Consider the following 19,840-nt stretch of genomic DNA (forward strand, 5'->3'; position numbering starts at 1 on the left):
GAGTGTCACCAAGGAGATGAGATGGTGTTTATCGTCAGGGTGGAAGGGAATATAGGTGCATTATGCGTGGCCGGTTTTTGCGATGGGTTTTACGGTCTCTCCATCGACAGTTTCCGATGGGTCTTGAGGTCTCTGTGATGTCATGATTAAGGCATCTATGTCCAGGTCGTGGCCGGCACGGCTGACTTTGGTGCGCAGGTAGTGTTCGTTCTGTTTGGTGATCTGTCCTATCACCGAGATGCGTTGCTTGACGATGATTCCTGCCGCGCGTAAGCGCTCTGCTTTTGCGGGATTATTGGATAGCAGTTGTATCCGGGTGATGCCTAGCGCGCGTAGCATCATCACTGCACCGGTGTAGCGGCGTTCGTCCGGACCGAATCCGAGCTGTGCATCTGCGTCGATCGTATCCAGTCCTACATGTTGGTAGCCGTAGGCGCGTATTTTTGCGGCAATTCCGTTTCCACGTCCTTCTTGGTCCAAGTACAGCAGCACACCACCGCCAAGGGCTTTTAGTGTGGCCAAGCTATGACGCAATTGGTCGCCGCAGTCACACTTGAGCGAGCCAAAGAGGTCACCGGTTAGGCAGGAGGAATGCACGCGCACGGGGACTGCACTGCTTAGGTCGGGTCGACCGATCAGGATCGCAACTTGGTCGCGCTGTGCAATGCCACCACGGAATACGATGAATTCGCTCATGCCTAGATCACGTAGTGGCACCGGAGTACGTGTGACCAATTCGTACTCTGTTGTGGAGGCGCACGCGGCAGCGGTATCGAGATCTGCTAAGTCAAGTGTTTGGCAATCTGCAAAGGCATGTTCGGTATGCTGGGTTAATGGGGCGGCGACGATTGCTGGCAGGAGCAGGGCAAGTCGAGTGATCTCTGTCGCTGCTGCATCCATGATGTCTCCAGGCGCCCATGCTGTTGGGCGTGTTGGCTGACGCAGGTAGGCGAGCTTGGCCAGGCTGTCGTAGGACAGGGTCGCCAGTGGGATGCGTGCGCCTTGGGGAGCCTCCAGGCCGAGCACGTTGGAGCGTACTGGAGTCAGGAATAGGTAGTGAGTGTTGCCGACAGCGTTCGCAAATGTCGCAAAGCTTTGAGCGGTCATGCTATCCAGAGCCATGACCGCATGCCGACGCGCATGAGCATCAATCAACAGGACAGGCCGACCAGTACGCAGTTCGGCAGCGGCACGTTCGCAGCGGATCGTTGCCGTGGAGCCGAACGGATGTGGGTGAGTGTGTGTGGGAGTATTCATGAGTGAATCCAGAGGGCAGCGGTATTGGCAACTGCTGTGTGTATGTTAGGCCGTGTGCAAGAGTGATTATTTTCGATGTTGGTCGTCAGTCTGCACTTAAGGTGTTGAGATGATGGGGCATTCTCTGTGGCCGGAACAGAAAGGGGAATGCAGACCTATCGATAAATGATTATGCATGCATCATACCTTGCAAGTTGCCTACGTTAATACTCACTGCGTTGGCTTCACCACTTCGTCTACGCATTGATACACTCGCTGAGCGATTTGTTGTCCCTCTGCTGCAACGCCGGAACAGCGCCAAAACTTCTATCAAACATTTATTGTGCCTCAGCCCAGCTCAGCCGGACTTCCGCTTTCAGAACACTACGATCCTTCCCTATTCGATCAGATAGCGAATGCGTACATCGCTATGCTTCAAAGCGACTAAGATGCACAGTCCTATACAGATGAATCTCAACCGTCACACCAAACTATTCTTTAATCGGTGCATCAATGAAAGAGGCAAGGATTCGTACGGCGTCAAACCCTGCATTGGATGCATTGTTATCGGTGATTTATGAACTAGCCCATCCCGCTTCAGCGGAGTTTTTCATGGATGCGAATAACGATTATCTGTATGCAAGTAAACATAATAAATAGCCAAATTTTATGTTTGCTAATTTCCGTCGCTCCAACACACTCACTGCCGCGACTTGCCTCAATATGTTGTGGATTTTATGCAACGTGGTCTGAGTATTGTTTGGTGTCTTTCTGGGATGTTTGCCCTTGGTCTTTGGCTGTCGATCCGAATAAATCGTTCTTATTATTTTGTTCTAATTTTGTATCGGTGATGGAAGTTTGCTGCACTAACGCTTGATGCGTGCGTTTTGTCTCTTCGGTATTGCTGTACAGTCGGAAGTAGTAGCAGTGGTTGTTTGTATTATTTGGTTTGGGACGATGGAAGCATCGTATTATTCGACCATTGTATGGTGAATGGTCTCTGTCAATGCTGTGGAGATACTGTATGAACTTACGTGTGTTGGGTGTCGTTTACGCGGTGTTGTGCGTTGTTTGCCCGGGCTTGCTTGAAGCATCGGCTGTGTCTGCTGTGCAGAAGGTGTCCAGCGCAGGGGTTGCAGATCCTGCCACGCAGCAGCGCATGGCTCACCGTCCGAGATTGCAGGGGAAGACGGTCATTGGCAAACCATACGATCTGGCTGCGCATCGTGGTAAGTGGGTATTGGTGAATGTATGGGCTACGTGGTGTGAGCCATGTTTGAAGGAGATGCCCGAGTTGTCGGCGTTATACCGGCGGCGGAGGGACGTTGAAGTGGTTGGACTTGCTTACGAGGACAGTACGCCGGAGGAGATTCTGACGTTCTTACGGTCGCATCCTGTTGCTTATCCGATCATTCTCGTTGATGTTTCGAACCCTCCTAAAGATTTCGCGGTGCCGCGTGGTTTGCCAATGAGTTATTTAATTGCTCCTGATGGTACTGTCGCTAAGCAATTCCTTGGTTCGATTACCGCTCGGGATGTTGAAGGAGTGATCGGCACAATGGGTAAGGCCGGTTGATGGCTCGGTGTGTTTCTTGTGGATTGTTGCGGTGTAGTGCTTGGATGCCGTCCTCTCTATGTGTGCATGTTGCCGCGAAGGCCAAGGATGGCATGGAATTGATTCAGTTAACAGAAATCACCTGGTTATTTGTTTTTGTTTGTATTTAGTCTGAATGTAGAGTTTCTGTCCTGAATCCAGCGCCCGTTTGGGTGTGTATACGCGATGGCATATTTGGGTGAGTGGTTGATAAATCCCAAAGTGCTTTCTGTAGACTTGGCTGCCCCTGGCGGGTTACTCGGCATAGCATCTTGTTTGAGTAGTGATTAGGGGAACGCTCATGACTGATTTCAAGGATCGTGAACCTGCGTTGTTGAGGTTGTCTAAAGGGGCCATGCGTGAGTGGTATGGCCTCATTCTTGGCTGGCTGTTGGTGATGGCTGTTGGTGGTTGCTTGCTGTGGAATGTTGCACGCGCGCGTGGGTTGTTGCCGCGTGGGGATAGCATGATGCTATGGGTGGGGATCGTGATCGTCTGTTTGAGTGTGTTGGGTGCTGTACTGTGGTACTGCCGACGCAGTCTTTTACAGGCGCTGTTTCTTCCCCGTCTCCCCCCTGATTGGATCAGGGCCAGCTTGTGCATTCAAACCGCACTCCCTTCTTTAGCACATGCTTCGCACAGTGTCTTGGCGTGCCACGATGCATCTTGGGAGCGTTTTTGTGGTGGTTTGTTGATTGCGGAAGACTTGAATCCTGCCACTGCGCAATGTGCTCCTTGGGAGACATTGGATGCTCAGGCATGTATCAATCGACTGGAGCAGTTACGTGAATCCTGGCAGCAGGCTAGCCAGCGCCGGATACAACAGCAGCAGCGACGTTATTGGTTAGAGATGGTGTTGGTATTAATTGATCATGGTGTGAGTCGTCCGCTGCATGATGGCAGTCTTCCTGATGTTCTTATGCTGCGCACTGAGTGCCTGTTACTTGGTGTCGATCAAGGCCCATTGGTGTTGAATGATGTCCCAGGGGTGTTCGCGCGCCGCTTGTGGTTGGCATTGCAGGTCTTGCCGGAGGTGCAGCGGAAGCAGGCGCATATGCAGTGGAGTCTGTTGCATCTGTTGCATGATTTGGGAAGGGAGGTGAAGGCATTGGATGCGCTTGCTCAGTTGGTGTTGGTGCTGGCTTGGAATCCGGAGATGGATTTGGATCAGGTCGAGGTTGCGTATGCTCAGGCGGCTGAGTATCGGAAGCGCATCTGTGATTGGCTAGTGCGTGCTGCACAGGTGATCGTCTCAGAGGATTCTCAGGTAAGGCTTGATAAGTACTTGTTGTTGTTATGTCCTTTGTTGAGCAGTCTGGGAGGTGACGATATTGGTTATGTTGAGGCATTGCGGCCGCTGCATACGGGGTTTACCCGGTTGTATGAATCACGATTAAGAACATTGGTGACACTGGCCGATGAGGTTGAGCAACAGTTGGGGTTGCGCTTACTTTCGGCGCCATCTAGTGCGGTTCAAAGCGTGGCTCAGGATTCGCCGTTATTAGACCAGTAGTGTTTGTAATAGGCATATCCTAGGGGTTATAGCGCACGTACAGTCTTTTGAGGCTGGAGTGTGTATTGATTCCACAGCTTGAACAAGTGAAGGCTGTGAATGATTTTTACTGAATTAGCCTATCTAAGGTGACTGTTTCAGCGGACGTGATGCGTGCTCACAGGTAACATGGGTGGTCATGAAGAAAAAAACCACTAAGGGCGCTCAAGCGCCACATACTGCAATTACCACTACGTCTGCTGCTGCAAAGCGTCAGCGTGTCTCGGTTCAATCCAAGGTCAAGGTGCCTTCGAACAAGAAGAAGCAGGGTGCTGACGTTAAGCAACAGGAAGATGCCAAGTTGTCGCCAGTAAAGCGGTTACGTCAACCGAATGCTCCCAGGCAGCAGGCACCCAAAGCGCCTTCTACTAAGAAGGCATCAGTACGTTCAGCTCGGGCTGCAGCATCAGTGCCTTTTCAGGATCAGCATGCGGCGCGTGAGGCCGAACGCTATGCTGAGCCGATTGCGAGTCGTGAGGCGATCCTTGATTTGCTGGATGCGTGCGATGGCCCACAGACGGCGGAGGAGATTGCTGATCGGTTCGGGGTGACTGATCGCATTGAGATTCTTGGGCGCCGTCTGGGTGCGATGGTACGTGATGGTCAGTTAGTGCAGAACCGCCGTGGTGGTTTTGCGCCGGTGCAACATACTAATCTGATCGCTGGTACGGTGATTGCCAATCCGGATGGTTTCGGCTTCCTCAAGCCGGATGAGGGAGGGGACGATCTGTTTTTACCTCCCTTCGAGATGCGCAAGGTGATGCACGGTGATCGGGTGCTGGTGAATCTCACGGGCATTGACCGTCGCGGTCGCCGTGAGGGGATGATTGCACGTGTGTTGGAACGTCGGATGAGCCGTCTGGTCGGACGTTTTTTCTATGAACTTGGCATCGCTTATGTTGAGCCGGACGATAAGCGTTTGCAGCGTAACGTGCAGATTCCGCCGGAGCACATCGGCGGTGCATCGGAAGGGCAATTGGTGGTGTGTGAATTGGTTGTGCCTCCAGACACACGCCGTCCGGCGATTGGGCGCATTTTGGCGGTGCTTGGTGAGGCGTTGACTCCGTCGTTGGTTGTTGAGACAGCTATTCATGGTCATCAGTTGCCGCATGTGTTTCCACAGGACGTGTTGGATGCGGCGGCGGCGGTGCCGTTGACGGTAACTCCAGGGATGCTTGGCGGACGTGTGGATCTGCGTGCGCTGCCCCTTGTGACAATTGATGGTGAGGATGCGAAAGATTTTGATGATGCGGTGTACTGCGAATCCAATCGTGGGGGGGTTCGTTTGGTCGTGGCGATTGCCGACGTTTCGCATTATGTGCGTCCAGGGACGCCGCTGGACGAAGAGGCGCTCACGCGCGCTACATCGGTGTATTTCCCGGGCTTTGTTGTGCCGATGTTGCCGGAGACGTTGTCCAATGGAATCTGCTCGTTGAAGCCCAATGTGGACAGGATGTGTTTTGTGTGTGAGATGCAGATCGATCGCAAGGGGGAGGTCAAGTCTTCATCCTTCTACGAGGCGGTGATGAACTCGCATGCGCGTCTGACGTATACGCAGGTTTGGAAGGCCGTGGGTGAGGAGGATGCGCAGGCACAGGCGCAGATTGGTACGTTGTTGCCGCAGGTGCAGCAGTTGCATCGGTTGTATCAGGTGCTGGCCAAGGCGCGCGCTCAGCGGGGGGCGATTGAATTTGAGTCATCGGAAGTCCGTTTTGTGCTGGACAATCGCGGCGAGGTGACTCAGGCCGGGATGTTGATGCGCAATGATGCGCATAAGTTGATTGAGGAATGCATGATTGTTGCCAATGTGCAGGCCGCGCATTTTTTGCTCAATGCGGGGGTACAGGCACCGTATCGCATCCATGAGCGGCCACCGGAAAGTAAATACGCCGATTTGTTGGAGTTTCTCAAAGAATTTAAGCTCAGTTTGCCGGCGTGGGGGAAGGTGCAGCCCGGTGACTTTACTAAGTTGCTGAAAAAGGTTCGGGAGCGTCCAGAGGCGGCATTGCTGGAGTCGGTGTTGTTGCGCAGCCAAAGTTTGGCGGTGTATTCGGCTGACAATCGCGGCCATTTCGGTTTGGCGCTGGATGGCTATGCGCACTTTACTTCGCCAATTCGGCGCTATCCTGATCTTTTGGTGCACCGTGCGATCAAGCATGCGCTCAGTGGTGCTGCACCGGACTGCTTCCTGTATACGCCGCGTGACATGGTCGCATTGGCATTGGTGTGTTCTAGTCGTGAGCGTCGCGCCGATGAGGCGGAACGCGAGGTGGATGAGCGCTATCGTGCTGCATGGATGGAACGGCATGTTGGCAGTGAGTTTGATGGTGTGATCAGTGGTGTCACCAGTTTCGGTTTGTTCGTGGAGTTGGAGCAGTCTAAGGTCACAGGGTTGGTCCATGTGACCCAATTGCCGCAGGATTATTATTCCTTTGATCCGATTCGCAAGGTGCTGGTTGGTCAGCGTCGTGGCCGTGTGTTCCGGCTTGGTGATCGCCTGCGTGTCTTGGTGCTTAAAGCCAGTATGGAGGAGCGTAAGATCGATTTCCGGTTGGTTGACCAGTCAATGCATGAGCAGGTTACGCGGGAGGTGTCGCCTCCGGTGCTACGTGGCAAGGCGACGACCAAGCGTAAAAAGGGCGTCAAGACGCGGTGATCTGTTGAGGTTTTGCGGGCGAAGCGGTTGTATGTGACGTCACATTGATGTTTGGGGCTGACCGCAGTTGGTTTGAAGGTGCTGTGTCGCACTTGGCGAGCAGGGGAGGCGTTACTGTGGTTTGGAGTGTCGCTAATCGCGGGATGTTGGATGGGTGTGGATGTGCGGCGGGACGATCCGCTGGTCTCTCCATATTCCTGTTGGCTGTTCAAGGCAGCCTTCTTGGATAGCTTGTAGTCCTGATCAGTCCGTTGGAGTCAAAAAGAAGCAAGAGTGCCGCTGCTATTTTTGAGATGAAGATTTTCCAATTGTTTTTTGAATGTGGCATGCAGTGTGGTTGATATCAGTTTTTGTTTTGTGATGGGCAGTAAAGGCCGTTAGATGCGCGCTGTTGTTGGTCCTAGTGGAGATCAATGCTTACGATAGTTCGTTTTTTTCAGCTCTGGATCTCATTACGCTATGAATAAGAAAAACCAATGGATTGTTGGCATCAACGCCGTCGTGTCTTCTATTGAGAATGATGCTGAGCACGTGCGTGAGGTGCTGGTTGAGGCTGCCAGTAAGAATTCACGGTTGCTTGATATTGAGGAAAATGCGCGGCGCAAGGGAATTGAGGTGCGCCGGGTGACTACGCAAGCGTTGGATGGGGTTGGAGGTGGGGTACGCCATCAGGGGGTGGCCGCGCGTTATGCGGCTGTTCGTCTCTGGGAGGAGCATGATCTAAAAGATTTAGTTGATGCGGCTGGAGGTCAAGCATTGTTGCTGGTGCTGGATGGAGTACAGGATCCTCATAATCTTGGGGCTTGTCTGCGTAGTGCCGCAGCGGCTGGGGTGACGGCGGTGATCATCCCCAAAGATAAGTCTGTTGGTATCAATGCGACGGTACGCAAAACGTCGTCTGGTGCGGCGGATCGTCTTCCAGTCATTGCGGTGGTCAATCTGGCACGTTCCTTGCGCGAATTGCAGAAGCAGGATGTATGGATCTATGGGCTTGCGGGCGAGGTGGAGACTTCGTTGTATGCATTGGATCTGCGTGGCAACGTGGCGTTGGTGTTGGGTGGCGAGGCGGACGGCTTACGTCGTTTGACGCGTGAGCACTGTGATGTGCTTGCACGGATTCCAATGCCAGGGGAGGTCGAAAGTTTGAATGTCTCGGTGGCAGCAGGGGTCACGTTGTTTGAGGCAGTCCGCCAACGTACTTTAGTTTAAGGGTTTTGAAAGTTTGTTGAGTGTTTGAGATGCACGTTTCGCGCAAATGTCGCGGTATTTGGGATCTTCAAATGTCATTGAGCTGGATAGGTAATTACTGCTGCAATGTTTGTCGTCATGTATTTTGAATAAGCGTTCGGCTATGTTTTTCTTTGCGCCGCAGATGGCTTTGTTTTGAAAATGTCCGAATCGGTGCAGGGTATTATTTCCGTGGCATTGGTGGCCTGTTGGTATGGACATATCGTATCCGGAGGTGTTGGCGTTGGATGTGTGGCTTGGTCTCTCAAGAATGGGGGAGACACTGACACCGTTCGATGGGGCGCAATGCAGTGTGTGTGACTGAGCGCATGCTGTGGAGAAACTGTGGTGGTGCTTGGATTTTGGCGGTTGCGAGGAGAGGCGTTGTTCCATTGCTCATGAATGTGTGGATGTATCGGGAATCTGAATCGACCTACAGCGATGTTCCCCTTAAGCGGCTGTCGGTGATGGAGCCTTGGGTGTGGCAGTGATGAGGGTATTATGTGGCGTGAGTGCTAGGCAGAGGGGGTAGTCGTGGTTTCTGCGCTTAAATCTAAGTAGCGGTTTTTCAGTTTGACGTAATGCTGCGCCGAATAGTGCAGGCTTTCGATTTCTTTGTCGCTGAGCTTGCGTACTAGGCGTGCTGGGTTACCGAGCCAAAGTTCTGCTTCACCCACGATTTTGTTGGGGCTGATGACAGCTCCGGCACCGACGAAGCCGTATTTTTTGATGGTGACTCCATCCAGGATGCAGGCACCCATTCCGATGAGACATAGCTTCTCAATGGTGCAGGCATGGATGATGGTGCCGTGTCCGATAGTGACGTCTGTTCCAATGAGGGTTGGATATCCGGCAGCGTTATAGGGGCTGTGGTGGCTGACGTGGATGATGGTGCCGTCCTGGATGTTAGTGCGTGCGCCAATCCGTATCTGGTTGACATCGCCACGGATGACTGTCTGTGGCCATACCGAGACATCGTCGCCCAGGACGACATCACCAATCACGGTGCTGGTTGGATCGATGTATACGGTGCAACCCAGTTGTGGTGTCTTGTCCAGGAATGGGCGGATCGGGTTCATGTGTACTCCAGATGGATGCGGTCAGGCAATGAATCATAGCGTGCAGCAGGAGTGAAGCCGAAGTGACGCCGATACTTTGAGGTATGCCTCTCTAAGCTGAGATATATCGGTATTTTTTTATGGTGTGCTGTGGTTTGAATATGCGGGCTTGTTTTGATGTCATTGGGGAGGTGTGTATTCGATCTTTGGTGCTTTCATACGTTTGTCTGTTGCACGGCTGTGCTGTTGTCTGAGTGTGTCGTTGATGTTGCTTTTGGCTTGCACGTGATCGCGTTATGTCCATAGTTTTGCATTCGAACTGCTGCTTGTATGGCTGTAGTCTTCTTGGGTGATGTAGGTAGCGTAGCGGTTTTGTTGTGTTTCTCGTGTACTCAAGGTTGCGTCTTCTGAGTGGCCACTACACCTGAATCGAATTGTGTGGTGCATGGTCATACGGAGAAAAGTTATGGCGTTTTTAAGTTTTTAATGTAATTAGTCAATGTGCTGTGGCCGCACGTGAGGTACACGAGCAGCCAGGTGGCGCACGTTGCCGGATAACAAGTAAAAGATTCCTAAAAAAATCCGATGATTTTAGGAACCTGATCGGCAGAAACCACAGCTTCTAGAGTGCTTGGTAGCGAAGGGAACGGTAGCTGCCGATGTGGCCGCAGTCATTCATAAGTCGATCACGTTGGTACCTACTTCGATGAACTGTAAGAACTCGGCGCGGGTGCGTGCGTCTTCGCGGAAGGTGCCGAGCATCTTTGAGGTGACCATTGATACACCACGCTTGTGTATACCTCGGGTAGTCATACATGCGTGTGCACCTTCAATCACGACACCGACGCCACGTGGGGTCAATGTGTCTTGGATACATGCTGCAATTTGCGCAGTCATTTTTTCCTGTATCTGGAAGCGGCGCGCATAGGATTCAACAACGCGTGCTAATTTGCTGATGCCGACGACTTTGCCGTTTGGCAAGTAGCCAACGTGAACTTTACCGATGATGGGTGCCATGTGATGTTCGCAGTGGCTTTCATAGGTAATGTTACGTAGTACGATCATCTCGTCGTAGCAAGAGATTTCCTCGAAAGTGCGTTGCAGGTAGTCATGAGGATCTTCGCGGTAACCGCTGAACCAATCTCCGTATGCTTCAACGACACGGCGTGGTGTGTCGAGCAAGCCTTCACGAGTGGGATCTTCGCCGGCCCAACGTAGAAGTGTGCGTACGGCCTCTTCTGCCTGAGCTTGGGTGATGGATGCGTTTTGTTGTTTGGAATGGTCCATGATGAGCAAACAGTATGTGTAACATGCATGGTACCTGAACTCACTCTCTTTGAAAGGTAAGGGGGTACATGTTAAATACGGCTGATAATGAATTTTAGAAGTGCTGATTATAGATGGCAGGTTGTGTTTATGACAGATCCAGTCAAGTGAACCTCATTCGTGCAGGTATATTACTATTAATAATATTTTGACGTTATTTTCACTTTCATGGATTTTTTGATCAGGTATTCAACGACGGATCAACCTGAATACTATATAAAAACAATAATGTCACATTGAAAATGCGTTTGATTTGGAGATGAATTAAATATTCATGAAATAGTTTATGGATCGCAAAAGAATAAGCAATCTGAGAAGGCTTCATACCGATTTCTGGAAAGGTGATCTAAGTAAGTGGCTGGAATAGGGAGATCCTTGGAAAATGTCAATTTAAATACTGACTATATTTGTATCAGTACGGGATTTTTTCAAACTGACCTTGTGGTATTGATGATGCAGTATTCTACGTTGGTGGATGTGATTATATTGTTGAGGATGCTGAGAGTGGTTGGTCTATTTCTATCTGATAATTAAGCTATCGCCTGCTTGTAGATTGCTGTGTTGCGACTCGTGTTTACTTTTGACTTCTCGATAACTATAAGCAGTGGTTGTTATGGTCAATCTTATAAGCGTACATCTGTTTAAGATCTATTTCTCAGTAATTGTTTTCTTGTATCACCAATTAACAGCTCGATACTAAAATCGTACATTCATCACATTTATTTGTGTACAATTGCAATGTTTAGGAGAGCCATATAGGCAACGAAAATCAATTCCATAAATTTGCTCAATCTTAATTCTATTGGCAGTTCTTAAAATCCACAGTAATTCATAGTCTCAAATGCTCGGTGTTGCCGAGCCAAAGTTAAGGAGTATTGTTATGCAAATTCATACTGCACTGCCCATGGTTCGGTTGGGTGGAATCGAAGGTGTTGATCCATTATTTTTGCCGAAATACAAGATCGGTCGGTCGCTGCAACACGCAGTGATGACATCAGCAGCTTCAAGTAAAAAAGGTACGCAGCCACGACGTTCCAACAATGCGATGACAGCTAAGCGTAGCGCGAAACCGCACGACCGGAGGCAGTTGCATATTGTCTTATTGACAGTGCTTGCAGCCTCAACGGGATATACGGGGAAAGTATCAGCTCAAGTCTATGTAAATTCCGACTCGACTGAAAATTGCGTAGAAATACTGGGCGACAGTAGTCAGACATCCTTCATTCATAGTGCTTCTAACGATAAATGCAAGCCAGATTTCACACAAACAGAGTATTCCCTGTTTTATGACTATAGAAACCTGGTTCTTGGTGGGTCCTTATATGTCAATGAGGGTAAACTCGGGCTAGTCGATATTTCTGGTGCAACTTATTCTATGCGCCTAGGCAGCATTGCTACCATGAATGGCTCGGCTGGCATAGATTCGATTGCCATCGGTTCAGGGCAAGGTTCCCAAACGGACGGGAATACCAGCGGCGCCACTGTAGCACAGGGACTGCGTTCGATTGCGATTGGTACTACGGCCCGTTCGCAATCTCAAGATGCGATTTCTATAGGGACCGGTGCATCCACTACAGGCAATTTTGCGATAGCGATAGGTAATGGAGCATTGACATCAATTGCCAATGGGATAGCGCTTGGTGCATCAAGCAGTGTCACCACAAGAGGAGGTGTGGCACTGGGACAAGGCTCGCTGGCTGCGACCGCTTCTGGCATTACTGGCTATGATCCGGTCACCAAGAGCACCTCGACTCTTTCCACTTCAATATGGAGAAGCACGCTGGGGGCAGTCAGTATCGGTAATATAACCTCTAGCACCTCCCAGACACGTCAACTTACAGGATTGGCGGCAGGTAGGTCAGATACGGATGCGGTGAATGTTGCCCAGCTGAAGTTGCTTGCTGAATCTGTGGGTGGTGGTTGGAATTTGACTGCTTCTGGAGCCAACAGCAGTAATGTGGCGCTGGGTGAGTCGGTAGATTTGAAGAATAGTGACGGAAACCTCTTAATCACCAAAGCAACCGACAGCAATGATGTGACTTTTAATTTGGCCACTGCTTTAAAAGTGGACAGTTTGACCACTGGCAACACGGCGATGACGACCGATGGTGTGACGGTGGGCAAGAGAGTTACCTTGGATTCGACAGGATTAGTGATTGCGGAAGGTCCCTCGGTAATCAGTTCGGGCATTAATGCTGCCGGCCAAAAGATCATCAATGTTGGAACGGGTACTGCGGATACAGACGCCGTCAACTTCGGTCAGCTGCAAGCGGTGAGCGATACAGCAAGCAAGGGCTGGAATTTGCTAGCTTCTGGAGCCAACAGCAGTAATGTGGCGCCGGGTGAGTCGGTGGATCTGAAGAATAGTGATGGGAACCTCTTAATCACCAAAACAACCGATAGCAATGATGTGACTTTTAATTTGGCCACTGCTTTAGAAGTGGACAGTTTGACCACTGGCAACACGGCGATGACGACCGATGGTGTGGCGGTGGGTAGTAACGTGAAGTTGGGCTCGACGGGATTAGTTATTACAGATGGTCCGTCTGTGACCAGCTCGGGCATTAGCGCCGGTAACCAAAAGATAACGAATGTTGCCGCAGGTACTGCGGATACCGATGCCGTCAACTTTAGCCAGTTGCAAGCGGTGAGCAGTACGGCCAGTAAGGGGTGGAATTTGCTGGCTTCTGGAGCCAACAGTAGTAATGTGGCGCCGGGTGGGTCGGTGGATCTGAAGAATAGTGATGGGAACCTCTTAATCACCAAAACAACCGACAGCAATGATGTGACTTTTAATTTGGCCACTGCTTTAGAAGTGGACAGTTTGACCACTGGCAACACGGCGATGACGACCGATGGTGTGGCGGTGGGTAGTAACGTGAAGTTGGGCTCGACGGGATTAGTTATTACAGATGGTCCGTCTGTGACCAGCTCGGGCATTAGCGCCGGTAACCAAAAGATAACGAATGTTGCCGCAGGTACTGCAGATACCGATGTCGTCAACTTTAGCCAGTTGCAAGCGGTGAGCAGTACGGCCAGTAAGGGGTGGAATTTGCTGGCTTCTGGAGCCAACAGTAGTAATGTGGCGCCGGGTGGGTCGGTGGATCTGAAGAATAGTGATGGGAACCTCTTAATCACCAAAACAACCGACAGCAATGATGTGACTTTTAATTTGGCCACTGCTTTAGAAGTGGACAGTTTGACCACTGGCAACACGGCGATGACGACCGATGGTGTGGCGGTGGGTAGTAACGTGAAGTTGGGCTCGACGGGATTAGTTATTACAGATGGTCCGTCTGTGACCAGCTCGGGCATTAGCGCCGGTAACCAAAAGATAACGAATGTTGCCGCAGGTACTGCAGATACCGATGCCGTCAACTTTAGCCAGTTGCAAGCGGTGAGCAGTACGGCCAGTAAGGGGTGGAATTTGCTGGCTTCTGGAGCCAACAGTAGTAATGTGGCGCCGGGTGAGTCGGTAGACCTGAAGAATACCGATGGAAACATCGTTATCAGCAAAGAAAGCGGCAGCAATGATGTGCTTTTCAATCTGTCCAGCAGTTTGAAGCTGGACAAATTGACCGTTGGCGACACGGTGATGACGACCAATGGTGTGACAGTGGGGAGTGGCGTGACGTTGGGTTCGATGGGATTAGTTATTACGGATGGTCCCTCGGTGACCAGTTCTGGTATTAATGCTGGCAGCCAAAAGATAACGAATGTTGCCGCAGGTACTGCGGACACGGATGCTGTTAATCTTAGCCAACTTAATACTGCAATGGCGAGCTCCGGCGCTAAATCAGTCCATTACTACAGTACATATGATGGTGGTACCCAAGGAGGTAACTACAATGGTGATGGTGCGACAGGCACTGGGTCTATAGCCGTTGGTGTTGGCACGCTTGCATCCGCTGAAGGAGCGACAGCAATCGGTTCAGGGGCGGCGGCTAGTGGGAAAGGCTCCACGGCGATCGGTCGTAACGCAGTTGCCAGCGCTGATGGTAGCGTGGCCTTGGGCGATGGTGCAAAAGATGGTGCGCGTGGGGCAGAGAGTTACACCGGTAAATATTCAGGCGTACAGAACAATACGGTGGGAACTGTTTCGGTAGGTGATGCTTCCAAGGGTGAAACCCGCACAGTGAGTAATGTGGCTGATGCCAAAGAAGCGACGGATGCGGTGAATTTGCGTCAGCTTGATCAAGTGGCTCAAGATGCCAATCGTTATGTTGATAACAAGATAGAAAGCCTTAGCGAAGGGCAGACTTTCGTTAAGGTGAACAGCGTGAACAATAGTGCCACTCCTATTGCAGCTGGAGTCGATGCAACAGCGATTGGTGTCGGTGCCACCGCTTCTGGTGCCGATAGCATTGCAATGGGTAATAAAGCCAGTGCGTCTGCTGACAATGCGGTTGCCATTGGTAACCATTCAGTAGCCGACCGTGCAAACACTGTTTCTGTGGGATCGGCTGGTTCTGAGAGGCAGGTGACGAATGTAGCCGCTGGCACTGCTGATACTGATGCGGTCAATGTAAGCCAACTCAATCAAGGCTTGATCACTGCCAAACAGTATACGGATGGGGTTGTAGGGAGTCTTCGTAGGGATACTGACGGTGGTGTGGCGGCAGCAATTGCAACAGCAAATCTCCCACAGGCTTATATTCCGGGACGCGGGATGACCTCCGTAGGCGTTAGTAGTTACCGAGGGCAATCTGCCATTGCGGTGGGTGTTTCTTCGGTTTCTGAAAGCGGACGTTGGGTATTCAAGTTCAGCGGTAGTGCAAATACCCGTAGTCAAGTGGGTATTGGTGCAGGTGTGGGTTATCAGTGGTAAATACAGGTTTTCAGCAATGAAAACGTTTAGGACGGGGGGGTAGTTTCCCCCGTCCTATTTTTTTGGTGCATGGTTCTGTAATGAATTGCACCTATTGTCGTACTTACTAGTCGAGATGTTTCAAATTGGCAACGGGAATTGTGTCGTTTGATTGATCTTCTGTAGCATTACTTGAATCTAATTTCGGGTGATATAGCTAAAGGTTCATATTGTTTGCTCAGCAACGTGTAGCAAAGGGCTTAATGATCCTTGATCCTGACTTCGGCGCATTGCTTGCCATAATTGTGCTGAAACGATGCAATCGGCTTTGGTGAGAAAAGCCAATCGGACATTTGGTAAGGCATGTTGTGTTGCTTCTCACGGTGATCTTTTCTAGATCTTCTTCTCTTAAGTACTTGGAAAGAGATCGCAAGATTGATTGATAGCTGTTTTTTACAGGATTTCTCTGAGCACGTGATGACAGGCAGAGAGTGTGAGTGAGTGGTGAACGAGCATCAGGCTAGTTGGGCTTGTGATCTTCGCGAAAGTAGGGCCTTAAGTTTATGAATGCAAGCACGGATACAGTGCTGAAGGCCTCTGGATAATTACTTTACTGCTGTCGGTTTTCATTGTGCCTGCTGCTCCTGTGGTATGCCTGCGTAATGCATATCTGGCTGAATGTGCAGACAGCTATGAATCCTAGGAGATGGTTGTCGTAGATAGCTCAGCTAGAATCGTGCCAGGAGGAACTTCATCTATGTTCATTACAGTGATAGCAGTGATTGTCGCGCTTGCCTTGGGGCATCTGATTCCCGTCCAGGTAGCAGCATTGCGTTCTTTCGACTGGTTCGGCCGCTGGCTGGCTTGGATTGGTCGTCTGCCCCAGACATATGACCTATGGCAGACCTCATACGGCTTGTGGTTAGCATTGGCACCACTCTTATTTGGGGTGATGATGCTGCAATGGTGGTTGGACGGTGTTTGGCATGGCCTGTTTTCATTGCTGTTTGGGGTGGCTGTGGTGAGTTGGACCTGGGGCCCCCGTGATCTGGATCGCGATGTTGAAGCAGTGATTGATGCCAACGATGCGTCAGCTCGACACTTGGCAGTGAAAAAACTACAGGCAGCCGGGGGGAGCTTGTATGAGGATATCCCTTCGTTGGTTGAAGCTGTGGTGCTCAACGCATTACGACGTTGGTTGGCACTGTTGTTCTGGTTTCTGTTGCTGGGGCCTTTTGGTGCGGTCTTGTACCGATTGACTGCGCTGGCGGTGGAGAGTCGTTTGTCGGCCTATTTGTCTCCTGCTAACAGACGCGGGGCGAGTCGTTTTTTGTCGATGATGGAATGGCCAGTGGCGCAGCTAATGGCACTGTCGATGGCGCTTGTAGGTAACTTTGATACCGTGTTTCGTGCTTGGCGTGAAGCAGGCGGCAACCGTTTTAATTTTGGGCTTGCTTTCCTCGGTGATGTGGCGCGCGCCAGCGTACGCGGCGAGGTGCGCGAGGAATTGGATGACTATGACAACTCTGGTTTAGTGTCGGTGTGGCGGCACCTGCCTGAGTTGCGCGATGCAATGAACCTGGTGTGGCGAGTGCTGTTGCTGTGGATCGCACTACTGATATTGCTAGTGATTGTTAGCTGCTTCACTTGACTGTATTAGGCATACTGATCAAACACTTTATGTCTATCGTCACCTATCGGCGTTCCTGGTCGAGTACTTTCCAATCTTCTCAGCACCCTTGGAGTGGGAAAGCCATACAGTCGCTTTTGATCAGTGATGCAGAGCATTATTCCTCCATCAGGTGCTGAACAGATGGTTTACGTGGTGGCCAGATCCGGATTGTCTTCAGTCGGTGCCGGCTGCATCAGTGCAGTGACTCCGGCACGTAGTTGCGGTAACAATCGCAATAGCAACGCCAACTGAATCGCGAGCAAGTGACGGGTGCGGTCTTCAGATTCCTTGATGGCTTCCAGTGCATCAATCAACTCTTGTTCGATCTGTGTTTCTTTCATAATAGAAGGGGCTTTGCGTTTCTCCAATGCACGTGCTATGGCTTGTAATCCTTCTCCTACATAAGCACTCGCTTCGTCTAACTGCGCTGTGTTTGATATGTCTGCCAGTGGTGCGCGATGTGCCCCTAGCGCCGACAGATGACCTAGTAACGTGTTGGTAAGTGCCAGGAAGCGGAATCCAGTATCAAGGTTGCGGCGATAGCGCCCAGGCTCACGCAGCATATGTGCTAGCGCTGCTGATAAGGCCGCATCCGCATTATTCATATCGCGACGTGCAATACGGTACTCCAGGTCATCAACGGGCTGATCACGATAATATTCGAGGACTTTTTCCAGATAATTCTTGCAAGTGTTAATCACATGAGCGCAGATCTTATGCAGCCGTCGGCCTTGCCAGTCAGGAAGGATCAAGAATGCCGCAGCAGCAGCAATCGCACAGCCGATCAAGGTATCCAACAAACGCGGCCAGATCATTACAAAGCCATCGCCGATGAGGCTAAAACAGAACAGCGCCATCGCTGTAACCGCAGTCGTGCCAACCATATAACGTTCGGTACGGGTGAGGATAAAGACAAGCGTACTTAGCAGAGCAAACAGCAAATGTAATGTGATGCTGGAGAACAATTGCATTAACACCCAGGCAACCAGCAATCCAAGCAACGTACCCAGAATGTTCTGTATCAAGCGCAGCCGCGTCGCGTCGTAGTGGGGGCGGCAGACGAAGGCAGTCGTTAATAGAATCCAGTAGCCATTGATGGTAGTCATCAAATGGACCACCAAATAGCCGACACTTAATGCGATGGCCATACGTAGACCGTGTCGGAACAGTATCGAATTGGGGGTGAGTTGCTCCCCCAGGCGTGTCATCATTTCGTTCAAACTGTGTGGGGATGAATCGCTTAAGCGCATGTCCATCTGCTCGGTGGCGGTATCCAACTGTGCAGCTTCAAAGAGACGTCGCTCGATTGTTTGCAGATTGCTTACTAACAGATCCAGCGCACCCAGTAAGCGCTTTTGTGCTGCTTTGGTGCGGGTTTTTAAGAAGCTTAGCGACTTGTATAAATCTTCGCTGGCCAGACTCGTATCATCACCATAAATAAACGGACGACCGAGCTGGATTGCTTTCCCCAATCCGGCGCAGAGTATCCCCTGAAGGCTGAGCAGGCGTTGGCAGCGATACAGGATGTCGCTGTGGAAAAATGCCTCGGTCAGCGCTTCATAAGGATAGTGTGAGGAGCTAGCGCGTTCGTGAAACTCCTGAGCCATGTAATACAGTCGAAAGTACACCCCAGAGCGCATGCCGGGCCGACCAGAGCGACCGAACCGAGAGATGATCACGTCTTTTACATCGTTCAGTGCGGTGACTACGCGTGCGTTTTGCTCAGACAGCGCCAAGCGTATGGCATATAAATCGCTTTGCCGCACTGGTTCCAGTAAATCGGCTTTAAGTTGTAGGTAGTGGCCTAACTCTTCAAACAATCGTGACAGCCGTTCGCGCACTGGGCGGTTGGCAAATAACAGGACCCATAGAATCGATAGCACACCATACCAAGTAGCACCGATCATCAATAACGTGACACCATGCCACGGCTGATCCCCGCCACGGTCAACGTCGATCATTGCGTAGATGGCTAAAGCCACAGTAGCTTGAGCGATCAAGGCATAACGCTCGCCGAGTGCACCGAGTAAAGTCAACGTGAACGTTGAGATCGCCATACTCAGCACCAACCATCCTGGATGCGGGAATAAAAACACCACGCTGGCACCGGCGCCAACAAAACACAAAAGCGATAGCAACACCGCCTTGCTACGGCCTAACCAGTTATCGTCAGTCTCTGCGATAGCACTGGCAATGATTCCCAAGAAAAGGCTTCCGACTGCATCCAGGTGGTTCGTCTTCCAGCACATAGCAACTGTGACCGACAGTGCGATCAGCACGCGCAGGAAGTAGCTGGTTTTCTCATGTGTCCACAGATGATTGAACCCGAACTTAAGGTTACTTATCCAGGATCTAATGGAGTTGCTCAAACCGGTTTTTCCAGAAATTTGGATTCAAATCGCATAGAGGGACTAAGAAAACCGGAAAGGAGAAAACCCGTGTTTCCCTGATCTCTTGACTCTGAAAACGAACGAGGAAGGCTGATGTGTTCTTGAGATGGGCGTTGTAAAACGGTTGTGCGTATTTCAGGCCGATGCACTCAATTTTCATACTTACAGTTCCAGAAAATGAGCCTCTTAAGTAGTCTCGTTGTGACGGCGTGGAAATAGTATCGCGTGATGCCTCAATGTAAGCCACAGCAATACATCTGTTACTAGGCAGAATTTCAGTTCAATCTGGATGGCATTGTGATTGGGATCGCAGCTAGGGTTG

Annotated in this window: 10 protein-coding genes; 6 read left to right on the plus strand and 4 right to left on the minus strand. The window is 50.8% G+C overall.

Annotated elements, in window-relative coordinates; genetic code table 11:
* Nucleotides 1-60: 60 nt before the first annotated feature.
* Nucleotides 61-1,257 carry a GTP cyclohydrolase II RibA gene (gene ribA / locus F7G16_RS07865; RefSeq protein ID WP_004091147.1) on the minus strand — a complete coding sequence of 399 codons (1,197 nt, stop codon included), beginning with the start codon at nt 1,255-1,257 and terminating at the stop codon, nt 61-63.
* Between the two features lie 1,003 nt (nt 1,258-2,260).
* Between ribA and F7G16_RS07870 the strand changes: the two genes are divergently transcribed.
* From F7G16_RS07870 to rlmB, 4 genes are all read left to right on the plus strand, one after another.
* Nucleotides 2,261-2,812, plus strand: a complete 552-nt coding sequence (locus F7G16_RS07870) for a TlpA family protein disulfide reductase (protein WP_004091145.1) — start codon at nt 2,261-2,263, stop codon at nt 2,810-2,812.
* A gap of 319 nt (nt 2,813-3,131) precedes the next feature.
* Entirely contained in the window at nt 3,132-4,343 is a 1,212-nt protein-coding gene (locus tag F7G16_RS07875; RefSeq protein WP_004091144.1) for a hypothetical protein, read from the plus strand.
* A gap of 283 nt (nt 4,344-4,626) precedes the next feature.
* Nucleotides 4,627-7,038 (plus strand): ribonuclease R, encoded by a 2,412-nt coding sequence (gene rnr, locus F7G16_RS07880; RefSeq protein ID WP_409233958.1) that lies wholly within the window; start codon nt 4,627-4,629, stop codon nt 7,036-7,038.
* A gap of 459 nt (nt 7,039-7,497) precedes the next feature.
* Entirely contained in the window at nt 7,498-8,247 is a 750-nt protein-coding gene (rlmB, locus tag F7G16_RS07885; protein WP_004091141.1) for a 23S rRNA (guanosine(2251)-2'-O)-methyltransferase RlmB, read from the plus strand.
* A gap of 533 nt (nt 8,248-8,780) precedes the next feature.
* Here rlmB and F7G16_RS07890 read toward each other — a convergent pair.
* Nucleotides 8,781-9,344, minus strand: coding sequence for a gamma carbonic anhydrase family protein (locus F7G16_RS07890; protein ID WP_004091135.1), 564 nt, complete (start codon nt 9,342-9,344; stop codon nt 8,781-8,783).
* Nucleotides 9,345-9,998: 654 nt separating this feature from the next.
* Entirely contained in the window at nt 9,999-10,610 is a 612-nt protein-coding gene (gene folE, locus F7G16_RS07895; protein ID WP_004091133.1) for a GTP cyclohydrolase I FolE, read from the minus strand.
* A 919-nt stretch (nt 10,611-11,529) separates the two neighbouring features.
* Between folE and F7G16_RS07900 the strand changes: the two genes are divergently transcribed.
* Together F7G16_RS07900 and ampE are read left to right on the plus strand one after the other, a co-directional pair.
* Nucleotides 11,530-15,477 carry a YadA family autotransporter adhesin gene (locus F7G16_RS07900; RefSeq protein WP_014607716.1) on the plus strand — a complete coding sequence of 1,316 codons (3,948 nt, stop codon included), beginning with the start codon at nt 11,530-11,532 and terminating at the stop codon, nt 15,475-15,477.
* Nucleotides 15,478-16,213: 736 nt separating this feature from the next.
* Nucleotides 16,214-17,107 carry a regulatory signaling modulator protein AmpE gene (gene ampE, locus F7G16_RS07905; protein WP_004089498.1) on the plus strand — a complete coding sequence of 298 codons (894 nt, stop codon included), beginning with the start codon at nt 16,214-16,216 and terminating at the stop codon, nt 17,105-17,107.
* Nucleotides 17,108-17,274: 167 nt separating this feature from the next.
* Here the strand turns inward: ampE and yccS are convergent, their stop codons facing one another.
* Nucleotides 17,275-19,497, minus strand: coding sequence for a YccS family putative transporter (yccS, locus tag F7G16_RS07910; protein ID WP_011097809.1), 2,223 nt, complete (start codon nt 19,495-19,497; stop codon nt 17,275-17,277).
* Nucleotides 19,498-19,840: the final 343 nt, after the last annotated feature.

It is taken from the genome of Xylella fastidiosa (assembly GCF_011801475.1).
In the GTDB taxonomy this organism is placed as follows: Bacteria; Pseudomonadota; Gammaproteobacteria; order Xanthomonadales; family Xanthomonadaceae; genus Xylella; species Xylella fastidiosa.

Excerpts from the sequence above, each read along its gene's own strand:
- F7G16_RS07900 (WP_014607716.1), top strand. The coding sequence starts at position 11,530 with ATGCAAATTCATACTGCACTGCCCATGGTTCGGTTGGGTGGAATCGAA.
- rlmB (WP_004091141.1), top strand. The coding sequence starts at position 7,498 with ATGAATAAGAAAAACCAATGGATTGTTGGCATCAACGCCGTCGTGTCT.
- folE (WP_004091133.1), bottom strand. The coding sequence starts at position 10,610 with ATGGACCATTCCAAACAACAAAACGCATCCATCACCCAAGCTCAGGCA.
- ribA (WP_004091147.1), bottom strand. The coding sequence starts at position 1,257 with ATGAATACTCCCACACACACTCACCCACATCCGTTCGGCTCCACGGCA.
- F7G16_RS07870 (WP_004091145.1), top strand. The coding sequence starts at position 2,261 with ATGAACTTACGTGTGTTGGGTGTCGTTTACGCGGTGTTGTGCGTTGTT.
- F7G16_RS07875 (WP_004091144.1), top strand. The coding sequence starts at position 3,132 with ATGACTGATTTCAAGGATCGTGAACCTGCGTTGTTGAGGTTGTCTAAA.
- ampE (WP_004089498.1), top strand. The coding sequence starts at position 16,214 with ATGTTCATTACAGTGATAGCAGTGATTGTCGCGCTTGCCTTGGGGCAT.
- F7G16_RS07890 (WP_004091135.1), bottom strand. The coding sequence starts at position 9,344 with ATGAACCCGATCCGCCCATTCCTGGACAAGACACCACAACTGGGTTGC.